The organism is Agrobacterium sp. FDAARGOS_525 (assembly GCF_003938925.1).
Classification (GTDB): domain Bacteria; phylum Pseudomonadota; class Alphaproteobacteria; order Rhizobiales; family Rhizobiaceae; genus Agrobacterium; species Agrobacterium pusense.
This window is the reverse complement of the sequence record NZ_RKIU01000004.1, coordinates 403,825-420,751: the sequence shown is the minus strand read 5'-3', so window position 1 is coordinate 420,751 and position 16,927 is coordinate 403,825. Positions and strand designations below refer to the sequence as shown.

General features: G+C 58.3%; 8 protein-coding genes and 2 pseudogenes. 5 read left to right on the top strand and 5 right to left on the bottom strand.

Features of this window, described 5'->3' with window-relative positions; translation table 11 throughout:
• On the top strand, positions 1-3,972 hold the full coding sequence (locus EGT36_RS18340) for an autotransporter domain-containing protein (RefSeq protein ID WP_125270797.1): 3,972 nt from the start codon (positions 1-3) through the stop codon (positions 3,970-3,972).
• A gap of 32 nt (positions 3,973-4,004) precedes the next feature.
• Positions 4,005-4,553 (top strand): invasion associated locus B family protein, encoded by a 549-nt coding sequence (locus tag EGT36_RS18335; RefSeq protein WP_125270796.1) that lies wholly within the window; start codon positions 4,005-4,007, stop codon positions 4,551-4,553.
• Here EGT36_RS18335 and EGT36_RS18330 read toward each other — a convergent pair.
• The 5 genes and pseudogenes from EGT36_RS18330 to EGT36_RS18310 all read right to left on the bottom strand — a co-directional run bounded on the left by EGT36_RS18330 (position 4,550) and on the right by EGT36_RS18310 (position 13,050).
• Complete coding sequence (locus EGT36_RS18330) at positions 4,550-7,690, bottom strand: efflux RND transporter permease subunit (protein WP_125270795.1); 3,141 nt, start codon at positions 7,688-7,690, stop codon at positions 4,550-4,552. The two genes, EGT36_RS18335 and EGT36_RS18330, sit on opposite strands and share 4 nt — an antisense overlap.
• Positions 7,687-8,985, bottom strand: a complete 1,299-nt coding sequence (locus tag EGT36_RS18325; RefSeq protein ID WP_125270794.1) for an efflux RND transporter periplasmic adaptor subunit — start codon at positions 8,983-8,985, stop codon at positions 7,687-7,689. The genes EGT36_RS18330 and EGT36_RS18325 overlap by 4 nt, the downstream gene beginning before the upstream one ends.
• Positions 8,986-9,268: 283 nt before the next feature.
• The gene (locus EGT36_RS18320; protein ID WP_006698533.1) at positions 9,269-10,465 is read right to left on the bottom strand and encodes a polysaccharide biosynthesis/export family protein; all 1,197 of its coding nucleotides are present in this window, start codon (positions 10,463-10,465) and stop codon (positions 9,269-9,271) included.
• Positions 10,466-10,842: 377 nt separating this feature from the next.
• Positions 10,843-11,871: an acyltransferase family protein gene (locus EGT36_RS18315; protein ID WP_125270793.1), complete on the bottom strand. Its 1,029-nt coding sequence runs from the start codon at positions 11,869-11,871 to the stop codon at positions 10,843-10,845.
• A gap of 55 nt (positions 11,872-11,926) precedes the next feature.
• Positions 11,927-13,050, bottom strand: a pseudogene (locus EGT36_RS18310) (glycosyltransferase family 4 protein).
• 427 nt (positions 13,051-13,477) lie between these two features.
• On the opposite strand from EGT36_RS18310, the gene EGT36_RS18305 reads away from it, so the two are divergent.
• From EGT36_RS18305 to EGT36_RS18295, 3 genes and pseudogenes are all read left to right on the top strand, one after another.
• A complete protein-coding gene (locus tag EGT36_RS18305) occupies positions 13,478-15,004 on the top strand; it encodes an ABC transporter substrate-binding protein (RefSeq protein WP_006698532.1) in 1,527 nt (508 codons plus the stop codon).
• Between the two features lie 106 nt (positions 15,005-15,110).
• Positions 15,111-16,051 (top strand): annotated as a pseudogene (locus tag EGT36_RS18300) (ABC transporter permease).
• Complete coding sequence (locus tag EGT36_RS18295; protein ID WP_004438752.1) at positions 16,051-16,926, top strand: ABC transporter permease; 876 nt, start codon at positions 16,051-16,053, stop codon at positions 16,924-16,926. The pseudogene EGT36_RS18300 and the gene EGT36_RS18295 overlap by 1 nt, the downstream one beginning before the upstream one ends.
• Position 16,927: the final 1 nt, after the last annotated feature.

Sequence of the window (16,927 nt, the reverse complement as noted above, 5' to 3'; positions counted from 1 at the left end):
ATGTCCGGTTGTTTCTGCCTCTTTTTGGATGGGGAAACCTCTCCGGAAAGTATTGCATGCAGGAAAGCTGCCGGGCGCCTTTCGGTGTTCGGCACAGGCTGGTTTTTGTCGATTCTTCTTTCCGTTAGCCTTGGTCAGAGTGCTTGTGCGGAAAACTTGAACTGGACCGGCGCTGGGGGCGGCAGTTGGTCTGCCTCGACGAACTGGGCGCCGTCAGCCCGCGTGCCCGATGCCGGCGATGACGTGTTGATCAACAGCGATGGCCCGGTTGTCGTGACCAACACATCTGCCACGGCCAATTCCGTCACGGTCGGGCAAGTTTCGTCCGGTACTTTGGTTATCAATGGGAGCCTGTTATCAAATTCGCTCAGCCTTGGCGTCGCCGCGGGAATCGGTGGTACCCTCACGTTCTCGGGCGCGACCCTGCAAAACCAGGGTCTCTTATCGGTCGGCGGTAACGGCATCGGTACCCTCTCCCTGTTACATGGCAGCGCGGTCTCGACCGGGACCGTCTACATCGGCGAAGGGGCAACAGGGAACGGTTTCCTGACACTCGACAATTCGTCCAGTCTCGTTACGGCAGGCACGATCTTTGTGGGATACGGCGGCGGGTCCGCGCCCTCCGGCGGCGGAAACGGCGAGCTTAAAATTCTTGCCGGAAGCACGGTAGACAGCCAAAGGGCCATTCTGGGCGAGGGGGCTGGAACCGAAGGTGCCACGCTTATATCGGGCGCCGGCAGCCGCTGGACGGTTGCAGCCGACACCGTCATCGGCAATGCCGGTGTCAGCACACTCACGGTGACGGGCGGCGGAAAACTCCTCAGCGGAACGACAACCGTCATTGCCAATCTTTATTCCGCATCGGGAAGCGAAGTCACTCTTACCCGGCTCGGCTCTTCACTGGAAACCGGTCAATTGATCGTTGGAAATGAGGGCAGTGCTCGCCTGACTGTCGAGGCGGCGGCATCAGCGACCAGCGACAGCGCCATCATCGGACGCCATTCCACCTCCGTTGCGACGGTGACCGGCGACGGGTCCACCTGGGTCGCGGGCGATCTTCAGATCGGTGGCGATGTCGCCGACCCCGGCGGGGCTTCCGGTAACGGAACCTTGAATGTGACCGCCGGTGGCAAGGTTAATAGCACCGCCGCCCGGCTCGGCACTGTTGCCGGTGCGACCGGGGCAGCCATTATCGATGGCGAGGGATCGGCCTGGACTGTCGGCAGTGGCGGCCTTGCGATCGGCGATGCCGGCACCGGATCGTTGGCCGTAACGGGTGGCGGCATCGTCGGCAGTCAAGCCGTCGTACTCGGCAACAGTGCCGCCAGTACCGGCTCCGCCCGGATTTCCGGCGTTGGCAGCACGTTGCGCAGCGAGGGTGACATCATCGTCGGTCGCGGTGGCAACGCCATGATGTCGGTTGAAGCAGGGGGGGCTGTCGAGAGTAGAAACGGTGTCGTCGCTGCGCTCGGCGGTTCGTCGTCATCGGTCACTGTTACCGGCGGTGGCTCCAGCTGGACGATGACCGGTACCTTGATCGCCGGTTATCAGGACACGGCTTCGGCCGAGGTTACAGCCAGCGCCGGCGGAAATATCCGGGCAGGGGAGGTGGTCCTGGGAGATCTCTCGCGCTCATCGGGAACGATGACCATCACGGGTGCCAGCTCGAATGTAACGGCTTACGTCGATAGCGGGCTTGGGGCTTCCGGCCGCATGACGGTCGGACAATCCGGTTCCGGCGGTTTGACTGTGACGAATGGTGCGTCGCTCAATGCCTATCTGTTTTCCGTGGGTTCTTCGGCGGGGTCTGATGGGGCCGTCCTCGTCAACGGCATCGGCTCCCGCGTCTCCGTTGGCGACACCTTGGTCATCGGCGCTGCGGGGAACGGCAGCGTTGAAGTAACCGGCGGCGCAGCGCTCGCGGCGCCTACCATCCTCATTGCGTCGTCTGCTGGTTCGGCTGGCGTCCTGAATGTCGGCGCAGCTTCCGGACAAACGGCCCGTTCGGCCGGCACCATTGACGCTCAGGCGATCAGCTTTGGAGCCGGCGCTGGCCGGATCGTTTTCAATCACTCGCAGACGGCGTACCTCGTCAAAGCCGATATTTCGGGAGCGGGCAGCGTTGTTGCTGAAAATGGCGTGACGACGCTTGCTGGAAACAACAGCTATTCCGGCGGCACCACGATATCTGGCGGTACGTTGAAGGGAATCGCGGGAAGTTTTGGCTCCGGCGAGATCGCCAATGACGCGGCGCTGGTCGTGGATGGCGCCGGCAGGCTTTCGAATGCGATTCACGGCACGGGCAGTTTCGAAAAGACTGGCGCAGGCAACCTCGAACTCTCGGCCGTCAGCACTTATCTGGGTCCGACGACAGTCTCAGGCGGAAAGCTGAGCGTCAATGGCTCGTTGGCGAGCGCGGTTTCAGTGGTCGACGGCGCGGCGCTCGGCGGTACGGGTACGGTTGCCGGCCTTTCCATCGGTCCGGGCGGGACGCTGGCTCCGGGTAACCCGCTTGGAACGTTGACATCGACAGGCGACGCTACATTCGCTGCGGGCGGCAAATATGCGGTTGATATAGATACCGCCGGGAATTCCGACAGGCTTGCTGTGAACGGTACCGTAACAATCGCCAATGATGTAACCCTCGTCGTCACGCCGCTGACGAACCGATCTGCTTTCAGTCTGAATACGCGCTACCAGATACTCACTGCGACGGGTGGCATAACCGGCGCTTTTTCCCGCATCGATGAGAGCTTTGCCTATCTGACCGCTACCATCGCAAAGAGCGACGACACTGGCACCGCTTATCTGTCGTTCAGCCCGGCATCGTCGGCCCCCGGATTTCTTGCCGCGCAAGCGACCACGGCCAATGCGCGAGCCGCGGCCAACGCCGTTGAGTCCCTCGGAGAAAATGCAGCCCTGTATCAGTCTGCCATTTTCCTTCAGGGCGGTGAAACGCAACTGGCATTTTCGCAGCTTGCCGGAGAAATCCACCCGTCTGTTGCCATGACCTTGATCAATCGCAGCAGCCAAACCCGGGACGTCATTCTAGAACGGCTGCGCCGCGCTTTCGACAGCATCGATGCGCGGCCAATCATGCCCGTCGCTTTTGTGAAGGACGACGGGGGCCTCTTGTTCGAGGAAGAAGGATCGCCGAGCTTCTGGACCAGCGGTTTGGGATCGCGTGGACGTGTTGATGGCGATGGCAATGGCTCATCGGTTGATAGCAAGGGCGGCGGCATTCTGTTCGGACTTGATGGTGAGCTAGGGAAAAGTTGGCGCGCTGGTGTGGCGGGCGGTTACAGTCACGAGAGGATCGAGCAGAAGACATTTGCTGCTTCAGCAGAGGTCGACAGTTATTTTGTGGCTGCTTATGCGGGCACGATGATCGGGCCTGCGTCTCTGCGGTTTGGGGCGATCCATGCTTTTCAGGATATGGATACGCGCCGCTCGGTCTCTTTCTCGACACTGAGCGAAAACCTCTCCGCCAGCTATGGTGGCTCGACGTCGCAGGTCTTTGCCGAAGCAGCCTGGCGTTTCGATTTTGATCTGACCCATGTCGAGCCCTATGCCAACATCGCCTACGTAAACAGCCGCACCGGAGATTTTGGCGAAAAAGGCGGGATCGCCGCAGTATCCTCAGCATCGGCACGCTACGATCAGCTTTACACGACGCTCGGCGCGCGCATCACGAGGGATGTCGCGCTGGAAGGCATGCTTGGCCGCGCAATGTTCGATCTCGCCTGGCGTCACAATTATGGCGACACTGACATGAACGGCAGCCTTTTCTACGAAGGCGGCGAGGCGTTTTCGGTCGTGAGCACGAGAGGTTCGCGAGACGCAGCAACACTTAATCTGGGGCTAAGCTACGATCTCACGCCATCGGCTACGTTGACATTCCGTTATGGTGCAGTTTTCGGCGCTGGGCTGCTAGATCAGTCCGCTGCCGCCGAACTTGGGGTTCGCTTTTGATGCAGTGTAAAAAGACGCGTTGCGCAAGTGCCATGGCTGCCACTCTGCTGTTCGTCGCAAGTTCTCTCGACAGCGCAGCTGCGCAGGAGACGTCGCAAGGCGCGGTATCCTTCCACGAGGCCCACGGAAGCTGGCAGCTTGCCTGCGCTGGACCCGAAAATAACGATGAGCCAGATAGAGCGTCTGGCGCGACGCAGGAAATCAAGCGGACATGCGCGATAGCTCAGGTCCAATTGGAGGAAAAGACCCACAAACTCGCCGTTTCCGTGGAGTTCCGGCTCGCCGGTGAAAAAGCACCGGGGAAACTTGCGGGCACGATGGTTCTGCCCTTCGGTCTAGCCGTGACCAAGCTCTTTTCCGTCAAATCGGGAAATATGCGCTTGCAGGAGGTGCAGGTCAGCACTTGCTTACCGGTTGGCTGCGTTGTTTCCTTCTCGCCCTTTGTCGAGCTGGTCTCGGCGCTGAAGGCGGAACAGACACTGACGATAGAGGCACCCGATCTGCAGGGTCGCATTGTCTCGTTCCAGCTGCAGGGCAAAGGGTTTCCGGAGGCGTTGAAACGCCTTGAGGAAGTGCGTTAGGCCGCTACGGAATCCGGCTCAGGTTTCGCGCCCTGTTCCTGCTTTTGCGCATGGGGCTCGACATTTTTCTTGCGGGAGAGAAGCCCTGTCAGGAAGCGGCCGAGGCGGTCCATTTCCACGAAGATGACAGGCGTGATGAACAATGTCAGCAATTGCGAGACGATGAGACCACCGACCACCGCGATGCCGAGCGGTTGGCGCAGTTCTGAACTGGCGCCCGAGCCGAGGGCGATGGGAAGGGCGCCAAGCAATGCGCAGAATGTTGTCATCATGATCGGGCGGAACCGGCGCACGCAGGCTTCGTGAATGGCGGTTGCGGGTGGTTCCGCTTTTTCGCGCATCAGTTCCACCGCCACGTCGATCATCATGATCGCGTTTTTCTTGACGATGCCGATAAGCATCAATAGCCCGATCAGGGCGATGATGGAGAAATCCATGCCCATAACCTTCAGCGCCACAAGGGCGCCGAAGGCCGCTGCCGGCAGACCGGAAAGAATGGTCAGCGGGTGGATGAAGCTCTCATAGAGAACGCCGAGAACGACATAGATGGTGAGCACCGCCGCCAGAATGAGGATTCCGGTGTTCCCCTGGCTCTGCTGGAAGATTGCCGCCGTGCCGCCATAGCTGGTGAAGACATCCTGCGGCAGGCCTATCGTGGTCTTGAGCTGGTCGATCCGACTTGTGGCGTCGGAGAGTGCCACACCATCCGGCAGGTTGAAGGAGATGGTGGTGGAGACGAGCTGGCCCGTCTGATTGATGGTAACAGGCGCCTGCGTCCGGGTGAGAGCAGCGAAGTTGGAAAGCGGCACCAGTACGCCCGTTTTGGCCGAAAGAATATTGATGTCACTCAGGAAATCGTCATTCCACGGCTTCGAGCTGTCGAACTCGACAATGACGTCGTAGCTGTCGCCGGTCGACTGTATCTGTGCGGCGGTGTAACCGCCGAAGGACATTTCCAGTGTCTTGCGCAGCTGATCATTGGTAATCCCGAAGGCAGCGGCTTTTTCCGAATCGACCGAAATCGTGGCGGCGATGGCGCCGTTTTGGGCATCCGAGGTGACTGACGTGAAGGTATGGTCGCGGCGCATCGCCTCCATCAGCTTATTCGACCATTCATTGGTGATATCAGCGTTCAAGCCCTGCACCACGAGCTGATATTGGCTGGCGGAGCTGCGCCCGCCGAAACGCAGGCTCTGCTGCGGGTTGATATAGGTGCGGATGCCCGCGACTTTCGAGCTGGCCTGGCCCAGTTCCGTCAGAACCTGGCTCAGAGGTGCACGCTCCTCCTTGAGCTTGAGTTCGACAAACATCGAGCCGTTGTTCAGCGGATTGCGCGAATTGCCGCCAACGATGGATGTAACGTGGACCACGGCCGGATTCTTGCGGATCTGATCGGCAACCTGCGCCTGGAGATCGCGCATCGCCGTGTAGGAAATATCCTCTCGCGCCTGCGTCGAAACCGAAAGACGGCCGATGTCTTCCTGGGGGAAGAAGCTGGAGGGCAGCACTTCGAATAGATAAAGAGATGCCGCGACCGAGGCGAGAAATGACGCCAAAACAATACGGCGATGGGAAAGGCACCAGCTCACGGCGTTTCCATAGGCGCGAAGCGTCCGCTCGAAGCCGGCATCGAACCAGCGGATGATCGCCGGTGGCCGGGAGGAGTGGCCGGAAAGGCGCGAGGCGAGCATTGGCGTGACCGTCAGCGATACCAGAGCCGAGGCCATGATGGCGAGCGTGACGACCATGCCGAATTCATTAAAGAGCCTGCCGATCACCCCGCCCATCAACAGAATGGGGATGAAGACGGCGACAAGCGAAATCGACATGGAGAGGATGGTGCTGCTGACTTCCGCTGCACCCTGCAGCGCGGCTTCCCGCATCGGCAGCCCCTCTTCGTGCAGGCGCAATATGTTTTCCAGCATGACGATGGCATCGTCCACCACAAGACCTACTGACAGGGTGAGCCCAAGCAGGGAGATATTGTCGATGCTGTAACCCAGCACATACATCGCGCCGAAAGCCGTGATCAGCGACAACGGCACGGCAAGACCCGGAATGACGGTTGCCGTCAGATGCCCGGTGAAGAGGTAGATTACTGCCACCACCAGCCCGATGGTCAGGAACAGGGTAAACTGAACGTCGGAAATCGCGTCCTTGATCGCGGTCGAGGCGTCGTTCATCACGTTGATGTTGACGGAAGGCGGCAATTGCTGGTGAAGCGCCGGCAGCTTGGCCTTGATGGCGTCCACGACATCGACGGTGTTGGCATCCGGCTGCCGCTGAACGGCGAGAACGATGGCCTGTTCGCCGTCGAACCAGCTGCCCGCATTGGTGTTGTCAATGCTGTCGGTGACGTTAGCGATATCACCGAGGTGAATGGGTGCACCGTTGTTCGTCGATACGACCAGCGAACGGAAGGCGGCTGCGTTCGTGCGCTGGGTATCGGCCTCGATCGTCAGGCGCTGATTATCGTTCTGCAGTGCGCCGACGGGAACCTGATTGTTCGCCTGGGCAATGGCGGTGGTGACCGTATCGACGCCGAGGCCTCTTGCCTGAAGCTGCGCCGGATCCAGCCCAATGCGCACGGCATAGGTCTGCGCACCGTAGATACTCACCTGCGCCACGCCGGAAATGGTGGAAAGGAGCGGTGAGATAATGTTCTCGGCGATTTCATCGACCTTACTGGTGGGCATTTCCTTGCTGTTGACCGCAAGCAAGAGTACCGGGGCGTCGGCCGGGTTCGTTTTGCGATAGCTGGGGGTCGTCGTCATATTGCTCGGCAACTGCCGTTGCGCGCGGGAAATTGCGGCCTGCACGTCGGCAGCGGCCGCGTCGATATCGCGGTTGAGATCGAACTGAAGCACGATCGAGCTGTTGCCAAGCGTATTGGTGGCGCTGATCTCGCTAACGCCGGGAATTGTCTCGAACTGCTTGACCAGTGGCGTGGTGACCGAGGTGGCCATGGTTTGCGGGGAGGCGCCGGAGAGTGATGACGACACGTTGATCGTCGGAAAATCCACCTTCGGCAAGGCCGCGACCGGGAGCAAACGGAAACCGGCAAGGCCTGCCAGAACGAGGCCGATGGCGAGAAGCGTGGTGGCGACGGGCCTGTTGATGCAAAAATTCGGGATCATTGGCGGTCAGCCTTTTCCTGCGGAATATTGGCGGCCAGATTGCCTGCCGCCCCGCCCTTGTCGGAAAATTGCTCGATCACGAGCTGGCCGTCGGCGAGTTCCGACTGGCCCTCGACGATGATATGCTCTCCGCCATTAAGGCCGCGCGCAATGGCGGTGAGGTCGCCGTTCGAACGCGCGACCTCAACTGGCGTCATATGAGCATGATGATCGCCGTCGACCGTGTAGACAAAATTGCCCTTCGGTCCGGGTCTCACAGCGACCGTCGGTACGACGACCATTTCGTCTTCGGAAACAAAATGCGCGGTGACGTTGACGGACTGACCGGGCCACAAAAGGCCGCGGTCGTTCTTGAACTCCGCCTTTGCCAGCACTGTGCCGGAGGTCTGGTCCACAGTGTTGTCGTAAAAACGCAGTATGCCGCGCATCGCCTCGCCGCCGGTCGCCGCAGGGTCGACATCAACTGCCGTGTCTTTCGCTACGCCTTCGCGCAATTGCGGCAGATAGCGTTGAGAGAGCCGGAAACTGACCGAGATGGGGTCGTATTTCGTGATCGTCACGATATTCACGCCGGCACTAAGGTAAGCCCCCGGGCTGACGCTGATATCACCCAGTCTCCCATCGAAGGGAGCACGGATTTCCATATGTTCCAATGCTACCTGATCGGACGCAAGCGTTGCGCGGTCGGCATCGATCTTGGCGCTGGCGCTGTCCCGCGCCGCTCTGGCCTGATCCAGCACCTGCTGTGACTCGGCGCTCTGCTTGACGAGGTTGGCGGCACGCTGAAAAGCGGCTTCAGTCTGTTCAAGTGTCGCCTGGTCGGCGGCGATATTCGCCTTGTCCTTGTCGACCGCCGCACGGGCAATTCGATCGTCCATCTTGAGGATCAGATCGCCCGCCTTGATGTGCTGGCCGTCCTTTGCCTCGATTTCGGTGACGAGGCCGGCCTGGAGCGGTGCGATATTGGTGATGTCGGCTGCTACCGCCCACCCTGTTGCCGCCGCGTCCATTGGCAGCGTCGCCTTACTGACCGAAATGGTGCTGATGGTCGGTGGTCCGCCATTGCGCCGCCCACCGCCCTGCCGTTGCCCCTGTTGTGCGCCTGGCTGGCCATTGCGGGAGGATTGCGGTTTTGCATTTGCAGTCGTCTCTGCGGTTGCGGTCTCTGCCTGCGGTGGAATGCTGGCAAATTGTTTCAGATAGGGAATTTGATCGAGCGGCAGGCGGTCCTTGAAATACCACGCGCCGGCGGCTGCGATGGCAAGAACGCTGAGGGCGGTCCAGAAACGTTTCATCTGACGGTTCCGCGTAATGAAGGCGATACATGTTTCCCGACATGTGCGGCAAGCCTTGGGAGCAGCTTTCCTCCACAAGACACCCAATACGCTGCGAAATCACCTTAAACTTTTGTAATGGCAGTAACCGTGTGCGGGGGGCGTTTGCTCTGCCGTACAGGGGCTGAAGCGGATCGCTCTCGCATGCAACCCCGCCATTGCGTATATTCTTCGCGCCGGTTGGCACGGGAAAAGACCGCCTCGTTTCCGGGGCGGCCTTTTGCGCGATGCGATACGCCGGAGGTCAGAAAGCCCGGATGGCGTTGCGGGTGGCCAGCACATCTTCAGCAACATTGCCTGTGGTGGCGGGCACGGAGCCGACGAGATCCAGGAATTTGTAGAGTTCGGTGGCCTGCGAGTTCGTGACATAGATGATGTCGCGATCCTGCATCGGGAATTTCGTGCTGGCAAAGAAGGTCGAGGGATCGCGCAGATTGGCACGGAAAATGACCGGAACGTCCTGGCCAGCGAATTTGGACGTGTTGATGCCGAGCTTCACGAGAAGATCGCGCTTGACGATGCGGTAGACGTAGACTTGGGCGGGATCTGCACGGGAGTCGAGCAATCCGCCCGCCTTGCCAAGGGCGTCCGAGAGCTTGAGATCGGCGTCCTCGAACTCGAAACGGCCGTTGAGGCCGGAAGCGCCGAAGGCGAGATAAGTGCGGCGCTCCCGCTCCACCATGATGGTGTCGCCCGGCACCACATAGATGTTTTCCGAAGGCGTGCTGACAAGGTGATTATAGTTGACGCGGGCCGTTTTCCCGCGCCGAATGAGCGTGACATAGGACTCTATGTTGGGAGCACTCAGGCCTTTCGCGTACGAGATGACGTCAAGAACGCGATCACCCGCTTCCGACAGCTGCACCTTTGTCGGCTCTTTGACGTCGCCCAGAACCGAGGCCTGTGCAGAGCGGCTGGAAATCTTGGTGATCAGAACCTGCGGCTCGATGGCGCGATTTGCCAGGCGCTCCTCGATTTCACTCTGCACATCCTCGACATTGCGGCCGGTTGCGCGGATCTTGCCGGCATAGGGAACGCTGATATTGCCTTCCCGGTCGACCGTCTGGTTGGGCAGGCTGATGAAGTTACCCGGGCGACTGCCTGCATCGTTTGGAATGAACAGGCCGCCCGCCTGGCTTTCGAAAATCGCAACCTGGACTACGTCGCCGACACCCATCGGCAATGCCGGAACGCCGCCCTTGCCACCACCGAAGCTGCCGAGCAAGGTGGTCGTGGTGGTATCACCGACATAGTTAAGGACGGAGCTGTTGATGTCGATAAGCGCATAATCCACGCCTGCGGTCTTTTTCTTGTCCTTTGATCCGAATTTTACGGAGGCGTTGGATTCGATTGTGGCTGCGTCGGGGCCAGATGCCGCTGTGACAGTGCAGCCTGCCAGAGCCGCAGAGGCGAGCAGAATCGAAACATTCAATAAACGCATTTGGTCCTCAAATGAATATCGTCCGAAAGCGGGAAAAACGGACACGTATAGGTTTTTAAAAAATGATCACTTCGTAAATAACGCCGGCACAGAAAATCTCATCCGGTTTGCATTACCTAAATTGATGTTTCCGTCTCGGACCGCGCCTATTTAGATAACGCGGCAATATTTGACTGGTCGGCATAATTACTTTGATCGCTGCATTCCGCTAGTGCAGTTTTGTCACTATATGTGATTTTTTGCAATTGATCAGGGATTATTACAAGCGGCTGTTTTTAAAGGGCGTTTTCATTTTTTTGATATAGTGTTTTCTCAAAGAAAAAATTTTAGCTGATTATGAAGTCACTTTCATCACCGGACTCGGGATTTTACTTTCATTATCGCGTGGACATCTGTTGCTCTGTAGAGCTGGTGGTACGTCGCTGATGTGCAGAGGCGGGCAGAGCCACCCATTCATGTATGCCGAAACGTATTGTGGCCATTTGAACGAGCGCAGGCAACGCAACGCCCACAATCGTTATGGTTGCTGTCAAGCTTGCCATGTCAGTTACGTGGAGTAACTTGGTCGCGACGGCCCGGCCGAAACCGATAGCAATAATATGCATTACGTAAATTCCGACGGATAATTGGCCGATTGTCTTGAGTGTTGATGCAATTGCGTTTTCGCGAATAACCAGCGCCTGCGAAATAGCAACAGTCATCACTATTCCGAGGATGGCCGACAGGAATGGAAGCCGTTCAGGAACCTCAATTTTCCAGGAGAAATAGGCGGCAATCAAAAAGGCTGCCAAGATCCCCATGAACGAGCGCGTCGTGTATCGCATCTGCTGGAAGTCGTATTGTTTAGCGGCGATGCCGAGTGTGAAATAGAGAAACCCGTAGGCAACGTCCAATTGGACCCACTGGTTCTGGATATAAAACAAACCGAACAGTATGAGTGCGAATGCCACCCGGAGGAAGACGGGTACCCAACTCAATGAATAGGAGGCAAGGTGGCAGAAAAAGAGCGAGTAGAGAAACCAGAAGGGACTTATTGGGCTCCACAGGATTTCCAGGACTCTGTTTAGATCGATGATCGTGTTTGTAAGGCCCAATCGCCCCATCATCACCATCAGACTTCCATGGAGAACTGACCAGAAGAAATAGGGGTAGACGATATTTTTTCCAAGCTTGCCAAAAAAGCGCCCTGGGGCGGTAGCCTGTCCGGAGAAGAATAATCCCGACAAGAAGAAAAAAAACGGCATATGGAAGGTGTAGATAGCATAGTCGCAAAAACCCATAAGGCTGAAGTGCGGCGGTGCTCCGGAGCCGTTAAGACCTCTCTCCGCGTGGCCAAAAACAACGAGAATTATACAGAGACCTTTGGCGACATCATAAATATTATCTCGCGGCTTTTGTGGTTTCATTTATGCGCTCGATAGAGGTTCCCGGGGGTGGATGTTGGTTGAGGGCGTGCCCTAGTCACGCCCGTTCAGCGAGCGCGAAATTGACGGTGTCGGCAAATTCTCTCAGGAAACGTTCGCGGGAGAAACGGGCGGCATTGTCGATGCAGGCGGTCTTGTCGAAGCGGTCGGAATTGTCGACGAACTCCTGCACAGCGCCGCAGATCGCTTCAGGCGTCTGTTCGCGGAAATAAAGGCCCGTGGGCTGGTTGGAGCCGCCGAGCGGTATGACGGTTTCCAGCACGCCGCCCTTGCCATAAGCGATCACTGGTGTGCCCAGAGCCTGGGATTCGACGGGCACGATGCCGAAGTCGTCTTCCGCCGCAAAGATGAATGCCTTGGCTTCCGCCATGTATCTGTGAAGCTCCTCATTGCCGACAAAACCCAGGATTTCGATATTGGGAGTTGCGATATCGCGAATGCGCTTCATGTCCGGGCCGTCTCCGATGACAACGAGGCGCCTGTCGGGCATTTTGGCGAAGGCTTCGACGATCAGATGCACTTTTTTGTAGGGCACCAGCCGTGATGCAGTGACGAAATAATCGCCCTTGCGGTCAGAGGGAGAGAGGTGGGAGGTATCCACCGGGGGATAGATCACCGTGGAATCCCGCCCATAACACTTGCGCACCCGGTTGCGGATGAATTTGGAATTGACGGTCATCAGGTCGACACCGTTGGCGGTGCGGATGTCCCACATGCGGATATAATGAAGGATGGCGCGGGCGATCCACGAGGCGAAGCCGTGCGTCAGCCGCGTTTCCTTGAGGTATTGATGCTGAAGATCCCACGCATAACGGATGGGGCTGTGGATATAGGAAACGTGAAACTGGCCCGGCCCGGTGATGACGCCTTTGGCGACCGCATAGCTTGAGGAAATGACGAGATCATAACCGCTCAGATCGAATTGCTCGATGGCGAGCGGCATCAGCGGCAGGTAAGAGCGATATTTCTTCCGGGCGAAGGGCAGCTTCTGGATGAAGGAGGTATTCACCGGGCGGCCGCCGAGAAAGCCGCGATCACGCTCGCTCATGAAATCGACGAGGCAAAAAAGATCTGCCTGAGGATAGATTTCGAGAAGGTTGTGAAGGACCTTTCAGCCCCACCCCTATCGGTGAGCCAGTCATGGACGATCGCCGTCTTCATAGTTTCCTCAATAATATCAACGTAATGAAAATTTGTAATCCGACCTGGAAATAAGCCGGCAGTAACGAATATCAATCTTGCCTTCACCCGCAAAAGCGCGGCTGCGAAGACGAAACAATGAGAAAATAATATGGACGCAGGGTTATGTCTGTCGGAATCCTGTCCTGCTCCGTCTCTTGAATAGCATCTTGTTCGCAGATGCGAAATATCCCGCTTCCTAATTTCCTGACATCTGCGCCGACCCGGCGTCTGGCTGTGGCTCCCGAAAGCGCCCCGGGCGGGCGGTGCGTGCCAAAATGCGTCCCCTTCGGTCTGGTAATCATTCCTCCTCGCTTCAAGGTTATTGACAAGGCGTCACAGCAAGATATTCTGTTATAAAGATGCATATAACATAATAATGGAACAAAGAAGAGCTGGGAGCTTGACCATGAGACGTAAAATTGCATTTCTCGCCACCGCCGCGTTGTTGCTTGCACCGGGTGTGATGATGGCCCAGGAAAAGGGCGGCGTGATCAATGTCGCCACCATCGGCGAGCCGCCGACATTGGACCCCATGGCGTCTACCGCCGATCTCGTCGGCATCGTCACACAGCATATTTTCGAAACGCTCTATACTTTCGACAAGGGCTGGAAGGTGACGCCGCTGCTGGCGGAAAGCCTGCCCGAGATCAGCGCAGATGGCAAAACCTACACGATCAAGCTCAGACAAGGCATCAAGTTCCATGACGGCAGCGACATGACGTCTGAAGATGTCGTCGCCTCGCTCGGACGCTGGATGAAGATCGCCTCGCGCGGCAAGCAGGCCGCCGGCTTTATCGAGAATATCTCTGCACCCGACGCCGGTACGGTGGCGATCACCCTCAAGCAGCCCTATGCCCCGCTCACCTCGCTGCTCGCGTTCAACAATTCCGCGGCGATCATCCTGCCGGCCGAAAAGCAGGCGGAGCCGATGGCCGAATTCATCGGCACCGGCCCCTATATGCTGAAGGAACGCAAGGCCGACCAGTATATCCAGCTCGTGCGCTTCGATGGCTACAAGTCCCGCGGCGGCGAAAGCGACGGTTACGGCGGTGCGCGCCATCAATATCTCGATGAAATCCGCTTCGTTCCGGTGCCTGATCCGAACACCCGCGTCGAAGCCGCCGTTTCCGGCCAATACGACTATGTCGATTCCATTCCTGTGGAATCCTTCGAGAAGGTGAAGTCGTCCTCCGCCTCGCAGCCGTTGATGCTGAAGCCCTTCGGCTATCCGGTCTTCGTTTTCAACACCAAGGAGGGACTGTCCTCAAAGCTTGAGGTTCGCAAGGCGGTGACGGAAGCGCTGAACATGGAAGACATGCTCGCGGCGGCTTTCGGCAGCACGGATTTCTACGCGCTCGACGGCGCTTATTATCCCGACAACTTCTCCTGGCATTCAGAAGAAGGTGTCGAGGGCAACTATAATGTCGGCAATCCGGAAGCCGCCGCCGAAAAGCTGAAGGCGGCCGGTTACAATGGTGAGCCGCTGCGCATCCTTACCAGCCGCCAGTATGAGTTCCATTACAAGATGGCGCAGGTTGCTGCAGAATATCTAAAACTGGCCGGTTTCAAGGTGGATATGCAGGTGGTGGATTGGGCGACGCTGACACAGCGCCGCGCTGACCCGAAGCTCTGGGATATTTATATCAGCCACAGCCCGTTCCTGCCGGAACCGGCGCTGATGGGCGCGCTTTCCACGAGCTCGCCGGGCTGGTGGGATACGCCGGCACGCAAGGCTGCGGTTGATGCCTTCACTGCCGAAGTCGATCCGGATAAACGCATCGCTCTCTGGGCCGACGTGCAGAAGACGATCTATGCCGAGCTGCCGCTTCTCAAGATCGGTGACTTCAATGCCGTGGCGGCGAAGTCCAACAAGCTGGAAGGCGTCGATCCTGCTCCGTGGCCGTATTTCTGGAATGCCTCGGTCACAAAATAAAGCCAGGACGGCAATCGGGTGCCGGGCTGCCGGCACCCTTCAGCAGCTTCGCTTCAACTATCGCGCATAAGTGGTCCGCCACTTTTGCGATCGGGAGCCCTTATTCGTGATACGGTATATCTTCCAGAGACTTGCGGGAATGATCGTGGTGATGTTCCTCGTCGTCACCATCGTTTTCGTCATCCTGCGCGTCACGCCCGGAGACCCGGCCGCCGTGATGCTGGGGCCGGATGCCTCGGCACAGGACATTGCGGAACTGCGCACCCGCCTCGGCCTCGATCAGTCGCTTGGGGTGCAATATGTCTACTATATCGGCCAATTGCTGAAGGGCGATCTCGGCCAGTCGATCTTTCTCATATGCCTGTCGGATCAGCCCTGCTGGATCGGGCCGAACCGACCTTTTTCCTGACAATCTTTTCACTGCTGATCGCCAGCGTCATCGCTCTCCCGATCGGCATCTATGCTGCCTACCGGCGCGGTTCGTTCGTGGACCAGGCCGCAACGACGGTCGCGATGCTGGCGGCGAGCATTCCGAGCTTCTGGCTCGGTCTCATCCTCATGCAGGTCTTCGCCGTCAGGCTCGATATGTTCCCCGTATCGGGTTATGGCGGGCCGGGGTCGAGTTTCGTCGAGCGCATGTATCATCTGACGTTGCCGGCTATCGCGCTCGGCCTCGTGTCCTCCGCCCTCATTCTGCGCTTCACCCGCGCCTCTATGCTGGATGTCCTCGGTGACGACTATGTCCGCACCGCGCGCGCCAAGGGCGTCAAGGAGCGTCGGGTGGTGATGAAACATGCGCTGAAGAATGCGCTTATACCCATCCTCACCGTGCTTGGCCTCACCGCCGCCGTGCTGATTTCGGGCGCGGTGGTAACGGAGACGGTCTTTGGCTTGCCGGGGGTCGGAAATCTCGTCGTCTCGGCGGTACTCCGGCGTGATTATCCGGTCATCCAAGGCGCGCTTCTCGTTATCGCCGGGCTCTACGTGCTCATCAATTTTGCAATCGACATGCTCTACCTGCTGGTCGATCCGAGGGTTCGCTACTGATGGCCGATATCGTTTCCACCGTTCCCCCGGCACGCAACCCGACCGTCCTGTTCATTCGGCGTCTCCTGAAGCGCAAGACAGTCGCCGCCGGCCTGCTCGTGCTGCTTGTCTTCGTGCTGCTTGCGGTTTTCGCGCCGATGATAGCGCCGTACTCGCCCTCAAAACTGTCGATCGTGAACCGCCTGAAGCCGCCGAGCGAACTCTATTGGTTCGGCACCGATGAGTTTGGTCGCGACGTCTTTTCCCGTACCATATACGCCGGAAGACTGTCTCTTCTGGTCGGGGCCGCCGTGGTGGCGCTTTCGGCGCTGATTGGCATAACGCTCGGCCTGCTTGCCGGTTTCTTCCAGAAACTGGATACGCCGATCGCGCGGCTGATCGATGCGATGATGGCGTTTCCTGATATTCTGCTGGCGATTGCGCTGGTGGCGGCTCTCGGCCCGTCGCTGACGACTGTCATCATCGCGCTCGCCGTCGTTTATTCGCCGCGCCTTGCCCGCATCGTGCGCGCCTCGACGCTGGTAATTCGCGAGTTGCCCTATGTGGAGGCGGCAAAGGCGCTCGGCATTTCCACTTTCCACATCATGACGCGGCATGTCCTGCGCAATCTCGTCTCGCCAATCCTCGTGCAATGCACCTTTCTTTTTGCCAGCGCCATGCTGGCGGAGGCCGGCCTGTCGTTTCTGGGACTTGGTGTCAGCCCCGAAATTCCAACGTGGGGAACCATGATTTCCGCCGGCCGCCAATATATCGGACAGGCCGACTGGATGACCTATTTCCCCGGCTTTGCCATCATTCTTTCCGTACTGTCGCTGCAAATGGTTGGCGATGGACTGCGGGACATGCTCGACCCAAGACTGCGAAGGGATTTGTAAT